Genomic DNA, 19,108 nt, shown 5'->3' with positions numbered 1-19,108 from the left:
GCTCCATGGCGTCACCCACGGGAACGGCCTCTTTGTGGCGGTGGGTGTATACAAAACCATCGTGGTCTCACCCTAGGCTCTCCCCCGGGCGGGGGCCCCCCCGCCCGGGGCCTGGGGATGGGAGGAGGTAAGGGGTGGAAGGCTTGGGGAACACGGTCCTGCTCCTGGGGCTTCTTGCCCTTCTCTTCCACCTGGCCAAGGCCCTTGGTACCGCAGCGCCTTCCTGGAACCTAGCCCAGGCGGAGGTAACCCGCCTGCGGGGGGTGCTTGGGCCGGCGTGCAGGCCAGCTCCCGGGGAAAAGGGGGAGAAGGAGGAACCGCCGGATGCGAAGGACGCAGATGGGGTGGAGGAGCTTCTGCAGGAGGCTGAGCGGGCGCTGAGGGTGTGCAAGTACCCCCTCGTTACGCTCCTTTTCCTTTTCCCCTACTTCCTGTTTTGGAACGGTCAGCGGGAGATGGCCGCCTGGCGCTTGATCCACGGGGCAGAGCGCCGGGCGGTGAGGTGTCTATGCGACCTCCAGGTGCAGGCCCGGCTGAAGCGGGGGCTGGGAGAGCTTGAGGAGTTTCCCAAGGGAAAAGCCGGTAACTGGAGAAGACACCTGGAATCGGCATTGAAGGAACCGGGGGAAGGAGGCGCAAAGGGGAGAAAGGCCCTACTGCAGGACTTCTTGGCGGATCTGTACGATGCCCGCGATTCCAGGTACGCCCAGCTCCTCACCCTGCACAACAAGGCCACCTACCTCTTCTGGCTGGGGCTGGTTTTGGCGTTGGGGATCCTCTACCTGTGGCCTATGGATGAGGACCAGGGGGGCGGATCTTCTGTCCAGCCGCTTTTCCTCTTCCTGACCGGCCTTGGGGGCGGGTTGCTCTCCCGGCTCATCCGGGTGGTGGTGACGGACAGGCTACCCACGGACTATGGGGCTTACTGGGTGCCCCTTTTCCTCTCCCCCCTCCTGGGCGGGCTTATCGCCCTTCTGGGGGTGTTGGTGGTGAAGCTGGGGGTGACGCTGCGGGTCCTGGGGGATGGGGTTGCCGACCTTTTGCAAGCGCCTTCCGTCTATGGCCTAGGGGTGTTGTTGGGCTTCAGCGAAAGGCTATTCCAGGGGTTTTCCCAACGCCTGGAGGAGGCCTTAGTGCCCCAGGCTAAGGACAGGGGAATAGACGCCGAGGGCCCTCCTGGAGAGCCTGCGCCTCCAGAAGGGCCCCTTCGGAACGAGGCGGGTGACCAAGGGGAAGGCGCAGGCAGCAAGGAGGGCAAACCCCCAAGTGGGGCTTCTGGGCAGGAGGCGAAGGGGGAGAAGGGGGATACCGCCGGACCTTCCCCTGGTCCGAAAGGGGAGTTTCCCAGGAAGTAGCCTCAGAGCATCCCCGCCAGGAAGCCCTGTTCCCGGATGGTGCGGAGGAGGTCCATTACTGTGAGGACCTGGGGGTCGTACTCCACCAGGATTTGGGCGGGGCCGGTGGCCTGGACCTGGGAGGTGCCTGGAAGGCCCTTTAAGGCCACAAGGATCCGCTCCATGCCCTCAGGGGTGGGCTCCCCCCGGATGCCGATGAGAACTCGGTTCATGCTCCCTATTCTAGGACGCCCCGGGTTTCGCCCCGCTGCCCGCGGCTTCCCAGGACCCTCACCGCCAGGATCAAAGGCCCGATGGAGAATCCCTGAGCCCCTAAGGCCGCCTGAAGGTCCTCCCGTTTGGGGTCCAGGTGTAGGGCCACCTGGTAGACCCCGGCGTCGTAGGCGCTTTTCACCACGGCGGCCAGGAGGCCTTCCAGGGTGGCCTGGTCCTCACCCTCTATCCGGCTTATGAGGACCGTGGTGGCCTCCCCTTGCCAAAGGGCCTGGGCCAGGGCGAAGCCCATGGGCTCCTCCCCTTCCTCGGCCAGGAAGGAGTGGCCGGTGCGGGCGAAAAAGCGCGCTGCGCCCAGGCTCAAGGGCCGGTTTCCCGCTACCCGGTTTAGGAGGTCCAGGTCCAGCTCGCTGAAGGGACGGAAGCGCATGGACCCATTATGCCTCCTGGGCCTTCGGCCTGGGGCGGAAAAGGAGGGCTTCCAGAAGGAGCACCAAGGCGGCCAGGAGGGCCAGGAACCGGCCTCCTCCTCCTTTGCCTTTGGGGAGGAAGCTTTCCCCCGGGGTGGGGAGAAGGGTTTCTCCAGGGGAGAGAAGCCCGCTATGCACCTCCCGGTAGGGTTTGAGGAAGTTGTAGACCAGAAGGGGGAAAAAGGGGCGGTTCTGGATGCTCTCCAAAGGAGGCAGGTAAAGCCCCTTTTCCACCAGAAAGATGAGCCCCACTCCCCCTTCCCCCTCGGCCAAGGGCCTCCAGGGCCCTTTGGGGGGTGGGGGAGGAGGGAGGCGTTCCCCTAAGAGGGCCACGCCCTCCAGGAGGGGGTGGGGGGTGGTGGCCAGAACCCGCACGGGGCTTCCTCCTTGGGGGGCCAGGTAGAGGGTGGGCCTGTCGGGGAGGTTTTCCGGCACCCCTATGCCCACCCTTACCTCGTTCCCTGGGGCCGTTCCCAAGAGGAGGAAGAGCCTTTCCAGGGCGGGTGCCTTGGGGTAGGCCACCCCAAGCCGCTTGAGGCCAAAGGCCGCCTGGTCGTCCAGGTCCAGGGCACCCCCGTTCAGGAGGCGGGCGGCAAAGGTGGGGGGTAGGTTCTCCAGCCGGGCAAAGCCCCGGGGTGGGACCGGCACCTCCCGCACCCCGCCTTCCACCTCCACCCGGGCGGTGAGGGGGCGGGTGGCGCTGTTCCCCAGGGCCAAAAACCCCGGGGCCACGGCCACCATCCCCAGGTTCTCCTGGGGGGTCCCCACGCCGATATACCCCTCCACCCCGGGGGGCGGGGGGGCGTCGCTGGCCACCACCACCGGGGCCTTTAGGAGCCTTCTTCCCAGGGCGATGGCCTCCTCCAGGCGGGCTTCCCGGTCCTTGGCCTCCAGCTCCAAAAGCCTTCCCCTTAGGGCGATGCCGGGGGCGGGGCCAAAGGCCTTAGGTTGTTCCCCCGCCCGCACCAGCACCGCTTCCGGGGTCCTTTCCAGAAGGGGGAGGAGCCTTTCCTTGGCCAGGTCCAGCCGGGTCTTGGCCCCTTCCCGGGCGGCCATGCTGGCGGAGGCGTCCACCACATAGACCATGGGGGAAGGCCCCAGGGGAGGGTCCTCGAGGGCCAGGACCATGAGGGCCGCCGCCAGCAGCAGGAGAAGAAGCCTCAGGTCCAGCCGGGGGCGGAAGCGGCTTTCCCTCCCCTTTTGCCAAAGCCACACCCCAGCCCAGGGGCGCGCCTTTGGCCTCCTCGCCCGGTAGAGGAGGTAGACCAGGAGGAGGACCGGAAGGAGGAGCCAGAGCATTGCCCTTAGCCTAGCCGGGCTCCTTGGCGTCTGCTAGGGTAGGGAGGGCAGGGGGGTTTCCGAGGGGTTACCCAAGGGACCTCCTGGATGTCCCAGTAAGGCAGGTCTCCGCAAGGGAGCCAACCTGGACCTGCCTAGAGACTAGGCTCAAGCTCCCGGAGGGGAGTAGGGCTTTGAAGGAGGGGCCATGTGGATTCTGGGCATAGACACCTCCTGCGACGACACCGGGGTGGGCTTGGTACGGGACGGGGTGGTGGTGGTGAACCTGGTGGCGGGGCAGGTGGCCCTGCACCAGGTCTTCGGCGGGGTGGTGCCCGAGCTGGCAAGCCGCGAGCACCTCAAGGCCCTTCCCATCCTGGTGAAGGAGGCCTTGGCCCAGGCGGGGATTGCCCCCAAGGACCTTTCCCTGATCGCCGCCACCCGTGGCCCTGGGCTCATCGGAGCCCTATTGGTGGGGTACACCTTCGCCAAAGGGTTCGCCTGGGCCTTGGGGAGACCCTTCTACGCCATCCACCACCTCGAGGCCCACATCGCCGCCGCCTGGCCCGAGGGCCTAGACCCCCCTTTCCTGGCCCTGGTGGCCTCCGGCGGGCACACCCACCTCTTTGAGGTGCAGGCTTTGGGCCGCTACCGCCTCCTGGGGGCCACCCGGGACGACGCCGCCGGAGAGGCCTTTGACAAGGTGGCGAGGCTTCTCGGGCTTGGCTTTCCCGGGGGGCCGGAGATCGAATGCCTGGCCCAGGAGGCCAAGGAGAAGGTGCCCTTCCCCGTGCCCCTACGGGAGCAGAAGGGCTATGACTTCAGCTTCTCCGGTCTTAAGACCAAGGCGGTGCAGCTGGTGGAGGCCGGGTATCCCGCCCCGGCCTTGGCCAAGGGCTTCCAGGAGGCGGCGGTGGAACATCTGGCCCAGGTGGTCCTCCGGGCCGCCAAGGACACCGGCCACCGGGTGCTCCTGGTGGCGGGGGGGGTGGCGGCCAACCGCGCCCTGCAGGCCCGCTTCCAGGAGGCGGGGCTCACCGTCCACTTCCCCCCCAAGGGGCTTTCCCAGGACAACGGGGCCATGGTGGCCTTGGCCGCCTGGCGGCGCCACCAAGCGGGTTTTTCTCCTAGCCCCTTATCCTTGGGGGCCACCGCCTACTGGCCCTTGGAAGAGGCCTGAAGGCTTTCTCATCCAATAGGGGTACAATCGGCCTTAGGATGCTGGGCCTCATACGGAAGCTTTTTGACAACAACGAACGGGAGATCGCCCGCTACTACAAGCAAGTGGTAGAGCCCACCAACCGGCTGGAGCCGGAGGTGGAGAGGATCCCTGACCTGGCTGCGGCCTATGGGGAACTCAGGGAGAAACACGAAAAGGGGGCAAGCCTGGAGGAGCTTCTTCCCATGGCCTTCGCCCTGACCCGGGAATCCGCCAAGCGCTATTTGGGCATGCGCCACTTTGACGTGCAGCTCATCGGTGGGGCGGTCCTCCACGAGGGCAAGATCGCCGAGATGAAGACCGGGGAGGGGAAGACCCTGGTGGCCACCCTGGCCGTGGCCTTGAACGCCCTAAGGGGTAGGGGTATCCACGTGGTCACGGTGAACGACTACCTGGCCCGGCGCGACGCCGAGTGGATGGGGCCCGTGTACCGGGGCCTGGGCCTCAGGGTGGGGGTGATCCAGCACAGCTCCACCCTGGAGGAGCGCCGCAAGGCGTACCTGGCGGATGTCACCTACGTGACCAACTCCGAGCTGGGCTTTGACTACCTTCGGGACAACATGGCGATAGCCCCGGACCAGCTGGTCCTGCGCCACGACACCCCCTTGCACTACGCCATCATCGACGAGGTGGACTCCATCCTCATCGACGAGGCCCGCACCCCCCTCATCATCTCCGGCCCGGCGGAGAAGGCCACCGACCTCTACTACAAGATGGCGGAGATCGCCAAGAAGCTGGAAAGGGGCCTGCCCGCCGAGCCCGGGGTGCGCAAGGAGCCCACGGGGGACTACACCATTGAGGAGAAGAACCGCTCCGTGCACCTCACCCTCCAGGGCATCGCCAAGGCGGAAAAGCTCCTGGGGGTGGAAGGGCTTTTCAGCCCGGAGAACATGGAGCTGGCCCACATGCTGATCCAGGCCATCCGGGCCAAGGAGCTCTACCACCGGGACCGGGACTACATCGTCCAAGACGGCCAGGTCATCATCGTGGACGAGTTCACGGGCCGGCTCATGCCGGGGCGCCGCTACGGGGAGGGCCTCCACCAGGCCATCGAGGCCAAGGAGGGGGTCAAGATTGAGCGGGAGAACCAGACCCTGGCCACCATCACCTACCAGAACTTCTTCCGCCTCTACGAGAAGCGGGCGGGCATGACCGGTACCGCCAAGACCGAGGAGAAGGAGTTCCAGGAGATCTACGGCATGGACGTGGTGGTGGTGCCCACCAACCGCCCCATGATCCGCAAGGACTACCCCGACGTGGTCTACCGCACGGAAAAGGGCAAGTTCTATGCGGTGGTGGAGGAGATCGCTGAGAAGTACGAAAGGGGCCAGCCCGTCCTGGTGGGCACCATCAGCATCGAGAAGTCGGAAAGGCTTTCCCAGATGCTAAAGGAACCCCGCCTCTATCTGCCCCGGCTGGAGATGCGCCTGGAGCTCTTTAAGAAGGCCAGCCAGAAGCAGCAAGGGGAGGCGTGGGAGCGCCTGAGGAAGCTCTTGGAAAAACCCACCCAGCTCAAGGATGAGGACCTGGCCCCTTTTGAAGAGCTCATCCCCGCCAAAGGCAACCTGAGGGCTGCTTGGGAAGGTCTGAAGCGGGCGGTGCACACCCTGGCCGTGTTGCGCCAAGGTATCCCCCACCAGGTGCTCAACGCCAAGCACCACGCCAAGGAGGCGGAGATCGTAGCCCAGGCGGGCCGGAGCAAGACGGTCACCATCGCCACCAACATGGCAGGCCGGGGTACGGACATCAAGCTGGGCGGGAACCCCGAGTACCTGGCGGCGGCCCTTCTGGAGAAGGAGGGCTTTGACCGCTACGAGTGGAAGGTGGAGCTCTTCATCAAGAAGATGGTGGCGGGCCAGGAGGAGGAGGCCCGGGCTTTGGCCCAGGAGCTGGGGATCAAGCCCGAGATCCAGGAAAGGATCCGCCAGATCCGGGAAGAGTGCAAGGCGGACGAGGAGAGGGTGCGAGAGTTGGGAGGGCTTTTCATCCTGGGCACGGAGCGGCACGAGTCCCGCCGCATCGACAACCAGCTCCGGGGCCGCGCCGGGCGCCAGGGGGACCCGGGGGGAAGCCGCTTCTATGTGAGCTTTGACGACGACCTCATGCGCCTCTTCGCCTCGGACCGGGTCATCGCCATGCTGGACCGCATGGGCTTTGACGACTCCGAGCCCATAGAACACCCCATGGTGACCCGTTCCATTGAGCGGGCCCAGAAGCGGGTGGAGGACCGGAACTTCGCCGTCCGCAAGCAGCTTTTGCAGTTTGACGACGTGATGGCCCGCCAGCGGGAGGTGATCTACGCCCAGCGCCGCCTGATCCTTCTGGGGAAGGACGAGGAGGTGAAGGAGGCCGCTTTGGGCATGGTGGAGGAGACGGTGGCGGGGATAGCGGAAAACGTCCTCAACCCCCAGGTGCACCCGGAGGACTGGGACCTCGAGGCCCTCAAGGCCACCCTCCTGGACACCGTGCCCCAGATTGCGGACTTCCCCTTTGAGGAGCTTCGCACCCTAAAGCCGGAAGAGGGCGTGGAGCGCCTGGTGGAGGCGGCCCTAAAGGCCTACGAGGCCAGGGAGCAGGAGCTTTCCCCACCCCTCATGCGGGCGGTGGAGCGCTTCGTGATCCTCAACGTGGTGGACTCCGCCTGGAAAGAGCACCTGCACAACCTGGATGTGCTCCGGCAGGGTATCTTCCTACGGGGGTACGGGCAGAAGGACCCCTTCCAGGAGTACAAGATCGAGGCCACCCGGCTTTTCAACGACATGGTGGGCTTCATCAAGGGGGAGGTGGCCAAGTTCCTCTTCCGGCTCAAGGTGGAGATGGAGCCCGTGCGCCCGGTGCGGGAGGCCCCCTACGTGCCGGTTCCGGCGCCTAAGGAGGAGGCCAGGCCCTTTGGCGTGGAGAAGAAGCGCCCTGCCACCCCGCCTCCCCAGCCCGGGCTTTCCCGGGCTGAGCGAAGGCGGCTGATGCGGGAGGAGAAGAAGCGCAAGAAGGAGTAGCCTCCTTTGCCCCAGGTTTTCCCTGGGCGTTCCCGAACCTGGCCCAAGGGGATTGGGGCCCCACCTTGGCGAGAGCCAAGGTGGGGTGGTATTAGGCCTCCACCTGGAGGCTAGCAGGGTCCAGGTTGGTGTAGACGTGCTGCACGTCGTCCAGGTCCTCCAGGGCTTCCACCAGGCGCATCACCTTCAAGGCTTCCTCCGGGGGTAAGGCCACGGTGTTCTGCGGGTGTTGCACCACCTCCACCGCCTCCACAGGGATACCCCGCCCCTTAAGCTCCTCAGCGATGCGGTAGGTGTCGCTGGGGTCGGTGTAGACCGTGAGGCTTTCCCCTTCCTCCTCCAGGTCCAAGGCCCCAAGCTCAATGGCCGCCTCCTGGGCGGCCTCGGAGTTTGGGCAGACGATCACCCCTCTGCGCTCAAACTGCCAGGCCACGCTTCCCGAAGCCCCCAGGGAACCCCCGTACTTGTTGAAGACGTGGCGCACCTCGCCGGCGGTGCGGTTTCGGTTGTCGGTGAGGGCGTAGACCAAAAGGGCCACGCCGCCTGGGGCGTAGCCTTCGTAGACGATCTCCTCGTACTGCTCGGCCCCGTCGCCCCCGCCTTGAAGCTTCTGCAGGAGGCGCTCAATGTTTTCCATGGGGACATCGTCGGCCCGGGCCGCCTCAATGGCGTTTCGCAGCTGGACGTTGGCCTCGGGGTAGGGGCTTCCCCCGGCGCGGGCGGCTGCCTGGATGGCCCTTAGGTGCTTGGAGATGATCTTGCCGCGCTTGAGGTCGTTGGCGGCTTTTTTGCGCTTGATCTGTGCCCACTTGCTATGACCGGCCATGGCTCACCTCACCCATTATAGCCAGCTTCTCCAGGACCTTTTCCGCCAGGCGCTCGCCTGCCTCGCGGAAGGGGTGGAAGAGGAGGGTGACGCCGGCGGCCTCCAGGGCCGGGTCTTCCTCCAGGTGGAAGCTGGTGGCGGCCAGGATGCCCTTGAAGCCCCGCTCTTTCAGCCAACGGGCGGCCAACAGTTTGGCCTCCAGGTCGGGCAGGGCGAGGACCACGGCCCTAAGGCCGCTTAGGTCCAGGCGTTCCCAAAGCTCGGGGTCCTCCGCATCCCCGTAGAAGACCTTCCGCCCCTTGGCCTGGTGGTGGGCCACCTTTTCGGGGTCGGCGTCCAGGCCCACGGGGCGTTCCCCCCTGGCCTCCAGGATGCGGTAGACGGCCCCTCCGGTGCGGCCCATGCCCACGATGAGCACCGTGGCCCCTTCCAGGCGCTCGGGTTCCTGGTCGGGGTGGGCCACCTTTCGCTCCAGGGGGAGGAGGCGGGCCTCGAGGCGCTTGTAAAGGCTGTGGCTGTACCGGGCCAGGGGAGCGGAAAGGGCCATGGATAGCGCCACCCCTAGGGCCAGGGTGGAGAGGCTTTGGGGCAAGAGGCCCGCCCGCTCCAGGACTACCCCCACGATGAGGGCAAACTCCGAGTAGTTGCCCAGGTACATCCCGCTTACGAAGGCGGTGCGGGCCCGAAGCCCCAGGAGGAGAAAAAGGCCGAAAAAAAGAGGGGATTTGACCAGGGTGAGGAGGAGGAGGGTCAGGACCAGCCCCACCTCCACGTCCCTTAGTCCCTCCCTAAGCCCTATATCCAGGAAGAAGGCCACAAGAAAGGCCTCCTTCAGGCTCCAAAGGGCCTTGGCCATCTCCCCTCCCTTTTCATGGCCGGAGAGAAGGATGCCCATGATCAGGGCTCCCAGTTCCGGGGACAGGCCCACCTGGCGGAAGCCCTCCCCCCCAAGGAGGGCCAGGCCCAGACCGAAGAGCACCAAGAGCTCGTCGTGGCCGCTTTTCTCCAGGAGCCAGGTCATGGCAAACCGCCCTAGGGGCAGGAGGAGGATCAGGCCGGCCCAGGGGCTGATCCGGTTTTCCCCATAGAGGGTGATGAGGCCCACGGCCACCAGGTCCTGCAGGACCAGGATGCCCACGCTGAGGCGGCCGTGGTAGGTGGTGAGCTCCTTTTTGTCCTCGAGGACCTTCACCACCAGCACGGTGCTGGAAAAGGCCAGGGCTAGGGCCAGGGGAAGGTTTGCCAAGAAGGGAAGGGCCAGGAGGGAGAAGAGCAAGAGGTGGAGCCCACCGGCCACCAGGACTCGAGGCTCCAACAGGTCCTGGAAGCGGAGCTTTAATCCCACGGTGAAAAGCAGCAGGAGCACGCCGATCTCCGCTGCATGGTGCAAAAACTCCGTCTCCCTCAGGCCTAGCCCGTGAAGGGCAAAGCCGGCCCCCAAATACCCCACCAAGGGGGGAAGCCCCAGGCGGCTCGTCAGCAAGCCCAGGGCGAAGGCGGCAGCCACCCAAAGGGCCTCCATGGGTTCCAGGGTAACAGATGGAGAAGAAAGAGGCCCAGGGGGCAACCCCCCTGGACCCCTATGCCTTTCCCCTCACTTCTTTTCCGCCAGGGCTTTATCCAAGAGGTTTTTCCACTCCTCGTAACTCAGGAAGCCGGTGCGCTTCTCCCCGGCGATGAAAAAGGTGGGGGTGCCGGTGAGGCCCAGGTCCGTGGCCAGTTTCTGGTCGGCCAAGACCCCCTGGCGGTGCTTTCCGGAAGCCAAGCACTGGGCAAAGGCGTTTTCCTCCAGGCCCATCTGCCCCGCCAGGTCCACCAGATAGCGGTCCAGCACGGTCCCTTGCAGGTTGCCCCAGCTGGAGGCGGCGCGGAAAAGGATCTCATGGTACTCGTAGTAACGCCCTTGGTCGGCGGCGCAGGCGGCGGCCTCGCTGGCCCGGATCACGTTGGCTTGGCCGGGGAAGGGAAAGTCGCGGAAGAGGTAGCGCACCTTGCCGGTATCCACGTACTCGGCCTTAATCCGGGGGAGGACGTTTAGGGCATGGTTTTGGCAGTGGGAGCAGAGGTAGTTGGAAAAGTCCACCACCACCACCGGGGCGTTGGGGTCGCCCAAGGCAAAGCGGGCGCCCTGGGCAGGGTCTAGGCCGGCCTTCCCCTTGGGACCCCAAAGGATCCAGCCCAGGCCCACGAGGGCCAAGGCCACCACCACGAGAACGATAACGCGTTGCATGGGCTTACTCTATCACGTCCCGGATGAGAAGCCCTAGAGGGCCTCGCAGGACCGCCTAGCCCCGGTAGGGGGCCTGCCGGGCCTCCCCTTCCGGGGTCACGTAGAAGGGGTTCTGGTCAGTGGATACCAGGGTTTCCTTATCCATGGCCTCCTGGATGTCCTTGGGTAGGACGAACATGGCCTCCAGGTAAGGGGCGGAAAGGTGGCGAAGAGCAAGGTTCCGCTCACGGATGCGGGCCTGGATCACCCCTTCGGAGAAGGCGGCGGGGTCAAAGGCATCCGAGGCCAACAGGAAGCCGAAGTTCAGGAAGAAGCCGGGGATGTGGTTCTTGTAGCTGCGCACATAGCGGAAGGCCTCCCGCACCGTGCGGTGGATCACCGGGTGGATCCGGTGGTGGGTGAGCATGATCATGCCTGCCTGCATGCCCATGATCCCGCCCGGGTTCAGGTGGGCCTTCACCAGCCGGTAAAACTCCACGGTGTAGAGGAGCCTGGCAGGGTTGTCCTCCCCCACGGGGTCCGTGAGGTCGATGATGACCACATCGTACGTATCCTGGGTTCTTTCCAGGTAAGCCCGGGCGTCGTCGATGATCAGGACCGCCCGGGGGTCCTCGAAGGCCCCCTGGTGCCATTCAGGCATGTGGCGCTTGGCCACCTCCACCAGCTCCCCATCGATGTCCACCATCACCGCCCGTTCCACGGTGGGGTGCTTGAGCACCTCCCGCAAGGTGGCCCCTTCCCCGCCTCCCACGATGAGCACGGCCTTGGGCTCGGGGTGGGAGAGCATGGCCGGATGGACCAGGGTTTCGTGGTAGACGTACTCGTCCCTTTCCGTGCTCTGCACGTCCTTGTCCAGGACCAACACCTTGCCAAAACCCTGGGTTTCAAAAAGAAAGTAGTCCTGGTACTTGGTGCGGCCGGAGGCGATCACCCGCTCCATGCGCCGCACCATGGTCTCAAAAGGGGTGATGTGCTCAAAGAAGTACATGCCGTAGTCCATAGCTATCCTCCTTGCTGGCCGCCAAAGGCCCGGCGCTTGATGGCGTGTTCCGTTCCCCGCCAGTACCGGAAGGCCGATTCCTCCTTGGCCCCGAAGGCCCGGGAAAGCCCCTTCAAGACCTCCTCCGGGTTCACCCCATCCCGGTAGAAGTAGAGGTCCAAGGTGGCGGAGGCGTTATCCTCGGGCCAGGTGTGGATCATCACCGCCGCCACCGGGCTGACCACCGCGGCGGAAAGACCCTGGGGATGAAACTTGTACACCACCGACTGGGCCGCATCCCTAGGTGCCCCCAAGCGCATCACCGCATCCAAGAGGGCGGCCTCCACCATCTTGGGGTTTTCCAAGACATCCAGGTCGCAACCGTAGATCTCCGCCACCCAGCGCCCGCCCGGCACCGCTTCCACAAAGGGCCATGATAGCACATCCTTAGCCGAAGAAGTCCCTAAGCTGCTCTTTGCTAACGAGGACCTCCCGGGGCTTGGAACCCTTGGAGGGGCCCACGATCCCCATGGCCTCGAGGGCATCCATCAGCTTCCCGGCCCGGGCGTGGCCGATGGAAAGCCGGCGCTGCAGGCGGCTTACCGAGCCATAGCCTTCCTCTACCACGATCTCCGCCGCCTTCTTGAGCAAGGGATCGGAGAAGTCCACCTCGCCCGGGCCGCTCCCTTCCGGCCCCCTAGGGGGTTCAAAGTCCTGGCCGTAGGCTTCGGCGAAGCGGTCCTCAAAGCTTTGCCCCCTTAGGAAACCCGCCAGGCGCCCCACTTCCTCCTCGGAGAGGTAGGGCACCTGCAGGCGCACGGGCTTAGGCAGCCCGGGCTGGTGGAAGAGGGCATCCCCCTGGCCGATGAGCTTTTCCGCCCCCTGGGTGTCCAGGATGGTGCGGGAGTCAAAGCCGCTGGACACGGCAAAGGCCAGGCGGGCGGGGATGTTCACCTTGATGAGGGAGGTAAGGATGTCCACGCTGGGGCGCTGGGTGGCGAGGATTAAGTGCATCCCTGTAGCCCGGGCCATCTGGGCCAGGCGCAGGATGGCCGACTCCACCTCCTTGGGGGCGGTCATCATCAGGTCGGCCAGCTCGTCCACCACGATGACCAAATAGGGAAGGGTTTCCCCGCCCTCCTTTTCCATCTTGGCGTTGTACTGTTCCAGGTTCCGGGCCCCCACCCCGCTTAGCAGGCGGTAGCGCCGTTCCATGTGGGCCACGGCTCCTTGGAGGACCAAGGCGGCCTCCTCGGGGCTGGTGACCACGGGGCGCACCAGGTGGGGGATGCCCTCGTAGGGGGTAAGCTCCACCATCTTGGGGTCGATGAGGAGAAGGCGCAAGGAGGTGGGGAGGTGCTTAAAGAGGAGGCTGGCGATGAGGACATTGATGGCCACGCTTTTGCCACTGCCGGTGGAGCCGGCGATGAGCAGGTGGGGCATTCGCGCTAGGTCCCGCACCCAGAACTCCCCCTCGATGCTCTTGCCCAGGACCAGGGGCAGAAGGGCCTTGGCGTTGTGGAAGGCCGGGGAGAGGACCGCCTCAGAGAAGCGCACCAGTTCCCTTTTGGGGTTGGGTACCTCCAGGCCCACGGTGTTCTTTCCCGGAATGGGGGCTTCTATGCGCACCGCCCCTGCCGCCAGGGCCCGGGCCAGGTCGTTTTGCAGGCTTTGGATGCGGCTTATCTTTTCCCCAGGGGCAGGTAGAAGCTCGTAGCGGATCACCGAGGGCCCGCGGGCGTAGCCCACCACCTCCGCCTGGACCCCAAAGTGCTTGAGGGTGTCGGCGATGGTGCGCTTGAGCCTTTCCACCTCCTCTTCCAAACCCCGCGCCGTTCCCTTGGGCTCCGGGGGGTCCAGGAGGTCCGGGGTGGGAAGGGCCAAGGCGGTGCTTGGGGGAAGGGGGCGGGGCGGCGAAGGCGGGTCCGGTGGAGTTTGGGGCGGGGAGGGGTCGGGAAAGACCAGGTCCAGGTCAAAGGGTTCCGGTTGGGGGGCAGGGGGTGGGGAGGAGGGGACGGGCGGGGGGTTGCCGGTGAGCAAGGCCCTTAGCCCCTCCACCTGGGCCTCGGGATGGCGGGAGAGGAAGGAGAGCCAGGAGGCAAGCTCCTCGTGGCGGGCCTCCAGGTCCTGGACCAGGCCAGTAAGTTCCTCCCACCGGGCTTTGCGCTCCTCCCTAAGCCTTAGCCCCCGCACCAGTCCCCCCACGGTGGCCCCGGGGGTGGGGATGGAGTGGAGGGCCTTCAGGCGGGCGAGGAGGGCCTGGGCCTCCAGGTGGAGGGCGGCCCGCCTCTCCTCGAGGGCATCCCGCAAGGGACCCTCCCCGGGCACGGGGGCCTTCAGGCCCTGGAGAAGGGATTGGAGCCGGGGTTCCAGGGGCCTTTGGTCCTCCTCCATCTGCCGCCTCAGCTCGGCGGCCCGTTCCTTAAGGAAGTCCCCTAACGCCTTTTCCACCCCTGGAAGCTCGGCGGGGGAGAGGTTCTGCGCCAGGGCCTTTAGGGCGGTGTGCTCAGGGTAAAGGCGGGCGAGGAGGCCGATCCTTTGCTTAAGGAGAAGGGCCTTCAGCCGGTAGCGGACCCGTCGCACCCCCTCCACTCCCAGGTGCAGGACGGTGAGGAGAAGGTGAAGGGGAGGCTTTCGCCGCCAGAGGTCCAGGACCAGGGAGGCCAGGATAGGGGGAAGGAGGAGGCCCAAGGCCCCGGCCTTGGCTTCCAGAAGGGACCGGGCCTCCTTCCCCAGCTGCCCCGAAAGGGGTCCCAGGAGGGGAAGGAGGGCAAAGGCCAGGAGGTAGAGGAAAAGGAGGTGGCGAAGAAGGGGTTTTAAGGGTTTGTTCCTGAAGAGGAAGGTTCCCAGGAGAAGGAGGCTTGGCGGTAGGAGGTAGGCGGGTAGGCCCAGCATCTGGTAGAAGGTTTCCCGGAGGAAGGAGCCGAAGGCCCCCGTGGGTAGGGGTAAAAGGGGAGCGGCGAAAAAGACCCCCGCTCCCAAGGCCAACATACCCAGGGCCTCGAGGTCGCGGTTGCGGCTGGGCTTGGCCGGCTTCCGCTTCGCCATCGGAAGGATTATAACCTCCGGGCGGGCGGGGTAAAAGAAAGACCCCGGGGGGAGGTCCCCCGAGGGCCAGGGCTCAGGCTAGCGCTTCAGTTCCTTTTTCACCGCTTCGGTCAGATCCGTGTCCTCGGCGGCGTAGACCACCAGCCCCGACTGGGCCGCCACCTGGCGGCTCATGACCACGGCGAAACCCTGGGCCTTGGCCACCTTGGCGATAGCCTGGTCCACCTCCTCTAAGATGGGCTTAAGTACAGGGTTCTGACGGTCCTGCCACTTCTTAAGGGTGTCCTGGTAGGTCTTGAGGAGGGCCTCGTAGTCCTGGCGCTCCTTGGCCGTGGCCTGGCCCGAACGGACTTTTTGGTCCAGGGGCTTAAGCTTTTCCTCCAAAGGAGCCAGCTCCTTGCGGGCCTGGGCCTGGAGGTCCTGGACCTTCTTGTAGTCGGGGTGGGCCTGCACCAGGGCATCGGCGTCCACGAATCCCACCCGGGTGGCCACGTTTCGGTTCTGGGCCAGCATGGGGGTGAGAAGGGCGCCGAAGGCCAGGAGGAGGGCTGCTAGGGAAAGCCGCTTCATAGGGGAAAGCCTAAGGCCTTAGGGTGAAGGGTGCGTGAGAGAAGCCTCTCTTTCCCTTGGCCGCAAGGAAGGGTAGCATGCCGGAAGGAGGTGGGTTATGCGCAGGATCGTCTTGGTTTTGGCGGTGCTGGCCTTAGGCACCGGGGCTTTTGCCCAGCGGGCGGTCTCCTTCCGCCTTTCCCTGCCCCCGGCCGGGCTGGGGTTGGGCTTGGAGGCGCCCTTGGAGCGCAACCTGGCCTTCCGCGGGTTCGCGGACCTCTTCCCCACGGGGCCCAGCTTCCTTTTGGCGGGGGAGGTTCTCTTCAAGCCGGACCTGGGCCAGCTGGACCGGGACCTTCGGGGTATACGCCCGTACTTTGGCGGGGGGCTCGCCGGCCACTTTGCCGGCCCGGGCCAGGTGGGGCTTCACCTCTCCCTTGGGGTGGAGTTCCTCCTGGATGCCCGCACGGGGATCTTCCTGGACGGGGAGTACTTTTACGCCTTTGGCGGAGGCTGGTTTGGCCGTACGGTCATAGGGGCTAACCTGCGCTAGAGGGACCTCCCTTCCCGCTCGGCTTCGGGCGGGGACATTTTTCTTTTGGCCCCAGGGTAGACTGGAAGCCGGAGGTGAAGCCATGCTGGTCAGGGACTGGATGACCAAGGACCCCCTCACCGTGGCCCCGGATACCCCGGTGCTGGAAGCCATCAACCTTTTGAAAAATAAGGGCTTCCGGCGCCTGCCGGTGGTGAAGGATGGTAAGCTCCTCGGCCTGGTCACCGACAAGGACCTCAAGGAAGCCATGCCCTCCAAGGCCACCACCCTTTCCGTCTGGGAGATGAACTACCTCCTCTCCAAGCTCACCGTGCAGGAGGTGATGGCCAAGCCCGTCATTACGGTGGAGGCCAATGAGCCTTTGGAAAAGGCGGCCCTTTTGCTGGAGGAGAAGAAGATCGGCGGTCTTCCGGTGATGGAAGGGGGGAAGCTGGTGGGCATCATCACGGTGACCGATGTCCTCAGGGCCTTCATTGAGGTGTTGGGGCTTAAGATGGGGGGTTTGCGCATCACCGTGGACATCCCCGACGTGCCCGGGGCCCTGGCCCAGATGGCCCGGGCGGTCCCCCCGGCCAACATCGTCTCCATCGCCACCGCCGCCCACTTGAATGGGTACCAGCGCCTGGTCCTGAGGGTGGTGGGGGAGGATGTGGAGGGGGTTCCCGACCGGCTAAAGGCCGCTGGGGAGCGGGTGGTGGACGTACGCCCCGGTTAGGCGCCGTTGCGGTAGGCGGGGTAGGATCCCAGCACCTTTAGGAAAGCGGCCCGCCTGAGGAGCCCCAGAAGGGCCTGGGCGGGACCGGGATCCTCGAGGTGGCCCTCGAGGTCCAGGTAGAAAAGGTAGCTGAAGGGCTTATCCCGCCTAGGCCGGGATTCCAGTTTGGTGAGGTTCACCCCAGCCTCGGCGAAGACCGCCAGGGCTTCCAAAAGCCCTCCCGGCCTGTGGCGCACCGCAAACACGATGCTGGTCTTGTGGGGGCCTTCCCCCCTCTTGGCCTCCTCCCGCCCGATGATGAAGAAGCGGGTGTAGTTGTGGGGATAGTCCTCGATGTTTTCCGCCAGGACCTGAAGGCCATAGAGCTCCGCGGCCCGCCGGCTGGCGATGGCCCCCACGCCCGGTTCGGGATGTTCCGCTAAGGCCCGGGCTGCCCCGGCGGTGTCGTATACGGGAATGGGGGTCAGGCGCATGCGGGCCAGGAAGCCGTCGCATTGGGCCAGGGCCTGGGGGTGGCTCTTTACGGCCTTCAGGTCTTTAAGCTCTGTACCCTTAGGGGCAAGAAGGCAGTGCTCCACCCGGTGGATGATCTCCCCCACCACGTGGAGGTCGCTTTCCAAAAGAAGGTCGTAGGTTTGGTTGATGCTGCCTGCGGTGGTGTTTTCCACAGGCACCACCCCGTAGTCCGCCTCCCCAGCCTCCACCGCCTCAAAGACCTGGTGGAAGGTGGGAAAGCCAAGGGGGGTGGATTCCGGGAAACTCTTGAGCAGGGCTTCCTCGCTGTAGGCTCCCTCCGTGCCCTGGAAGGCGATCCTCATGCCCCCCATGGTACTCCTTCCCGTAGACGCAAGAAAGCCATCTCCCTTAGCATGGCCTTTGTGGCGCGGCTTCTTGTGGTGGACGATGACCCCCGCATCCGGCACCTTTTGGAACTCCTGCTTTCCGGGGCAGGCCACCAGGTGGCGCTGGCGGATTCGGCCAAGGCTGCCCTGGAATACCTGCGCAGGGAAACCCCGGACCTGATCCTTTTGGACATCATGATGCCGGATATGGATGGCCTCACCCTTCTTGGGCGTATCCGGGCGGTGCGGCGCTTGGCCAAGGTACCGGTGATCATGTTCACCGGGGGCGGAAAGGAGCTGGAGGGGCCAAGCCGGGCCTTAGGAGCCGATCTTTTCCTGGAGAAACCCATCTCAGGCCGCCGCCTTAGGGAGGCTGTGGAAGGCCTCCTGAGCCGGCAGGGATACGTGCTTCCCGGGGGGGAGCGGGTGGCCAGCCTCGAGGAGGTGGGGGCACACCTATCCCGGGATTTGCCCAAGGAGGAGCGCTTTAAGTCCCTCTGGCTCAAGGCGTCAGGCCGCCGGGCCCTTCTTAAGAACCTCCTGGCTAAGGGTTGGACCGAGGCCCTTTTGCGGCGCATCCTTCCCGGTGAATACGATCTCTATGATATCCTTGGCCACCTGGCCTTCGGCTGGCCTTTGCTGCCCTTAAGGGAGCGGGCGGCCCGGGTGCAGGACCCCCGCCTGGCTTCCCACCTGGAGGCCTACCTGAAGGAGAAGCGGCTTCCCCTGGAGGGCAACGGTCTTTTGGAAGAACTGGCCCAGGCCCTGTACGCTTAGGGGGTGTGGGACCTGGTAGAGATCCCCGATCCCGAGGCCTGGAACCGGCTGGTTTCCGGCTTTCCCATCACCAGCGCCTTGCAGTCCTGGGGCTGGGGCGAGGTGAAGCGGCTTTCCGGCTGGGTGCCCAGGCGGCTTGCGGTGTACGGAAAGGAAGGGCTTGTGGGGGTAGCCCAGGTGTTGCTGCGCCCCCTGCCTGGGGGGCTGCGCCTGGCCTATGCGCCCAGGGGCCCGGCCCTTTCCCGCCTCGAGGACCTGCCCCGGGTGGCCAGGGCCCTGGCCCAGGGGGTGCGGGCCACCCACCTGGTCCTCGAGCCCGAGGCAGGACTGCCCGCGGAGGAAACGCCCCCCAGCTTTCCGGGCCTCCTCCTCGAGGAAGCCGTCCAGCCCGCCTATTCCCTGTGGTTGGACCTCAGCCAGGGGGAGGAGGCCCTCCTCAAGGGGATGAAGGAGATGCACCGCCGCAACGCTCGCCTGGCCCTAAAGCGCACGGAGCTTGGCGTGGAGGGGGAGGAGGCCTTCCCCGAGTTCTTCCGCCTCTTTGAGGAAACCAACCGTCGGGCCAAGCTTTTGCAACATGCGGAGGCCTACTATCGTGCCGTTCTAAGGGAGATGAACCAGCCCTACGGGGAGGCCTTCTTGGCCCTGGCCCGCAAGGACGGGGAGGCCTTGGCGGCGGGGCTTTTCGTGGCCTTTGCCGGCAAGGTGGATTACCTCTATGGGGGAAGCAGCCGCGCCCACCCTGAGGCCAAGGCCCCCATGGGCATGCACCTGGCGGCCATCCGCCACGCCATGGGCCGTGGCTACTGCATTTACGACCTTTGGGGCGTGCCCAGAACCCCAGAGGGAAGCCATGCGGAGGGGATATGGCGCTTCAAGGAGGGGTTTGGGGGCCGGCGTGTCCAGTTTCCCGCCTACACCTTGCCCCTTTCCCCCCTTTACCGTCCCCTTAAGGCCTTCCTGCGCCTGCGCAAAACCTGGGTGAACCTGCGGGTGCGGGGGAATCCGCGGGATGTCCTGGGTTGAACCCGCTTTTCCCTCCTGTCATCTTTCTCAAG

General features: G+C 65.5%; 18 protein-coding genes. 7 read left to right on the top strand and 11 right to left on the bottom strand.

Annotated elements, in window-relative coordinates:
• The first annotated feature begins 134 nt into the window (after positions 1-134).
• Positions 135-1,355, top strand: coding sequence for a hypothetical protein (locus DK874_RS09290; protein ID WP_114313746.1), 1,221 nt, complete (start codon positions 135-137; stop codon positions 1,353-1,355).
• A gap of 2 nt (positions 1,356-1,357) precedes the next feature.
• On the opposite strand, the gene DK874_RS09285 is transcribed toward DK874_RS09290, so the two are convergent.
• Genes DK874_RS09285 through DK874_RS09275 form a run of 3 tightly spaced genes read right to left on the bottom strand, consistent with a single transcriptional unit; the run spans position 1,358 to position 3,337 of the window.
• On the bottom strand, positions 1,358-1,567 hold the full coding sequence (locus DK874_RS09285) for a heavy-metal-associated domain-containing protein (RefSeq protein ID WP_114313745.1): 210 nt from the start codon (positions 1,565-1,567) through the stop codon (positions 1,358-1,360).
• Between the two features lie 5 nt (positions 1,568-1,572).
• The gene (locus DK874_RS09280) at positions 1,573-1,998 is read right to left on the bottom strand and encodes a DUF1999 family protein (protein WP_114313744.1); all 426 of its coding nucleotides are present in this window, start codon (positions 1,996-1,998) and stop codon (positions 1,573-1,575) included.
• Positions 1,999-2,005: 7 nt separating this feature from the next.
• Positions 2,006-3,337 (bottom strand): vWA domain-containing protein, encoded by a 1,332-nt coding sequence (locus DK874_RS09275; RefSeq protein ID WP_114313743.1) that lies wholly within the window; start codon positions 3,335-3,337, stop codon positions 2,006-2,008.
• 187 nt (positions 3,338-3,524) lie between these two features.
• Between DK874_RS09275 and tsaD the strand changes: the two genes are divergently transcribed.
• Both tsaD and secA read left to right on the top strand, forming a co-directional pair.
• The gene (tsaD, locus tag DK874_RS09270) at positions 3,525-4,496 is read left to right on the top strand and encodes a tRNA (adenosine(37)-N6)-threonylcarbamoyltransferase complex transferase subunit TsaD (protein WP_114313742.1); all 972 of its coding nucleotides are present in this window, start codon (positions 3,525-3,527) and stop codon (positions 4,494-4,496) included.
• Positions 4,497-4,534: 38 nt separating this feature from the next.
• Entirely contained in the window at positions 4,535-7,531 is a 2,997-nt protein-coding gene (gene secA, locus DK874_RS09265) for a preprotein translocase subunit SecA (RefSeq protein ID WP_114313741.1), read from the top strand.
• Between the two features lie 91 nt (positions 7,532-7,622).
• Here secA and DK874_RS09260 read toward each other — a convergent pair whose 3' ends face one another.
• From DK874_RS09260 to DK874_RS09230, 7 genes are all read right to left on the bottom strand, one after another.
• On the bottom strand, positions 7,623-8,357 hold the full coding sequence (locus DK874_RS09260; RefSeq protein WP_114313740.1) for a YebC/PmpR family DNA-binding transcriptional regulator: 735 nt from the start codon (positions 8,355-8,357) through the stop codon (positions 7,623-7,625).
• Positions 8,344-9,879 (bottom strand): cation:proton antiporter domain-containing protein, encoded by a 1,536-nt coding sequence (locus DK874_RS09255; RefSeq protein ID WP_114313739.1) that lies wholly within the window; start codon positions 9,877-9,879, stop codon positions 8,344-8,346. The genes DK874_RS09260 and DK874_RS09255 overlap by 14 nt, the downstream gene beginning before the upstream one ends.
• A 72-nt stretch (positions 9,880-9,951) precedes the next feature.
• On the bottom strand, positions 9,952-10,587 hold the full coding sequence (locus DK874_RS09250) for a DsbA family protein (RefSeq protein WP_114313738.1): 636 nt from the start codon (positions 10,585-10,587) through the stop codon (positions 9,952-9,954).
• A gap of 55 nt (positions 10,588-10,642) precedes the next feature.
• Complete coding sequence (gene speE, locus DK874_RS09245) at positions 10,643-11,587, bottom strand: polyamine aminopropyltransferase (RefSeq protein ID WP_114313737.1); 945 nt, start codon at positions 11,585-11,587, stop codon at positions 10,643-10,645.
• Positions 11,588-11,589: 2 nt separating this feature from the next.
• Positions 11,590-11,991, bottom strand: coding sequence for an S-adenosylmethionine decarboxylase (speD, locus tag DK874_RS09240; protein ID WP_114313752.1), 402 nt, complete (start codon positions 11,989-11,991; stop codon positions 11,590-11,592).
• Positions 11,992-12,013: 22 nt separating this feature from the next.
• Positions 12,014-14,614, bottom strand: coding sequence for a DNA translocase FtsK (locus tag DK874_RS09235; protein ID WP_114313736.1), 2,601 nt, complete (start codon positions 14,612-14,614; stop codon positions 12,014-12,016).
• Between the two features lie 78 nt (positions 14,615-14,692).
• On the bottom strand, positions 14,693-15,184 hold the full coding sequence (locus tag DK874_RS09230) for an OmpH family outer membrane protein (RefSeq protein ID WP_114313735.1): 492 nt from the start codon (positions 15,182-15,184) through the stop codon (positions 14,693-14,695).
• 97 nt (positions 15,185-15,281) lie between these two features.
• Here DK874_RS09230 and DK874_RS09225 point away from each other — a divergent pair, with 97 nt between their 5' ends.
• Both DK874_RS09225 and DK874_RS09220 read left to right on the top strand, forming a co-directional pair.
• Positions 15,282-15,716, top strand: a complete 435-nt coding sequence (locus DK874_RS09225; RefSeq protein WP_114313734.1) for a hypothetical protein — start codon at positions 15,282-15,284, stop codon at positions 15,714-15,716.
• Positions 15,717-15,798: 82 nt separating this feature from the next.
• Positions 15,799-16,431: a CBS and ACT domain-containing protein gene (locus tag DK874_RS09220; RefSeq protein WP_114313733.1), complete on the top strand. Its 633-nt coding sequence runs from the start codon at positions 15,799-15,801 to the stop codon at positions 16,429-16,431.
• On the opposite strand, the gene pheA is transcribed toward DK874_RS09220, so the two are convergent.
• Positions 16,428-17,249, bottom strand: coding sequence for a prephenate dehydratase (pheA, locus tag DK874_RS09215; RefSeq protein ID WP_162798770.1), 822 nt, complete (start codon positions 17,247-17,249; stop codon positions 16,428-16,430). The two genes, DK874_RS09220 and pheA, sit on opposite strands and share 4 nt — an antisense overlap.
• Before the next feature lie 51 nt (positions 17,250-17,300).
• Here pheA and DK874_RS09210 point away from each other — a divergent pair, with 51 nt between their 5' ends.
• Complete coding sequence (locus DK874_RS09210) at positions 17,301-18,050, top strand: response regulator (protein ID WP_114313731.1); 750 nt, start codon at positions 17,301-17,303, stop codon at positions 18,048-18,050.
• A 3-nt stretch (positions 18,051-18,053) separates the two neighbouring features.
• Positions 18,054-19,076, top strand: a complete 1,023-nt coding sequence (locus DK874_RS09205; protein WP_114313730.1) for a lipid II:glycine glycyltransferase FemX — start codon at positions 18,054-18,056, stop codon at positions 19,074-19,076.
• Positions 19,077-19,108: the final 32 nt, after the last annotated feature.

Source organism: Thermus caldifontis (assembly GCF_003336745.1).
GTDB lineage: Bacteria > Deinococcota > Deinococci > Deinococcales > Thermaceae > Thermus > Thermus caldifontis.
The sequence above is the reverse complement of the archived record's forward strand: the minus strand, read 5'-3'. Positions and strand labels throughout refer to the sequence as shown.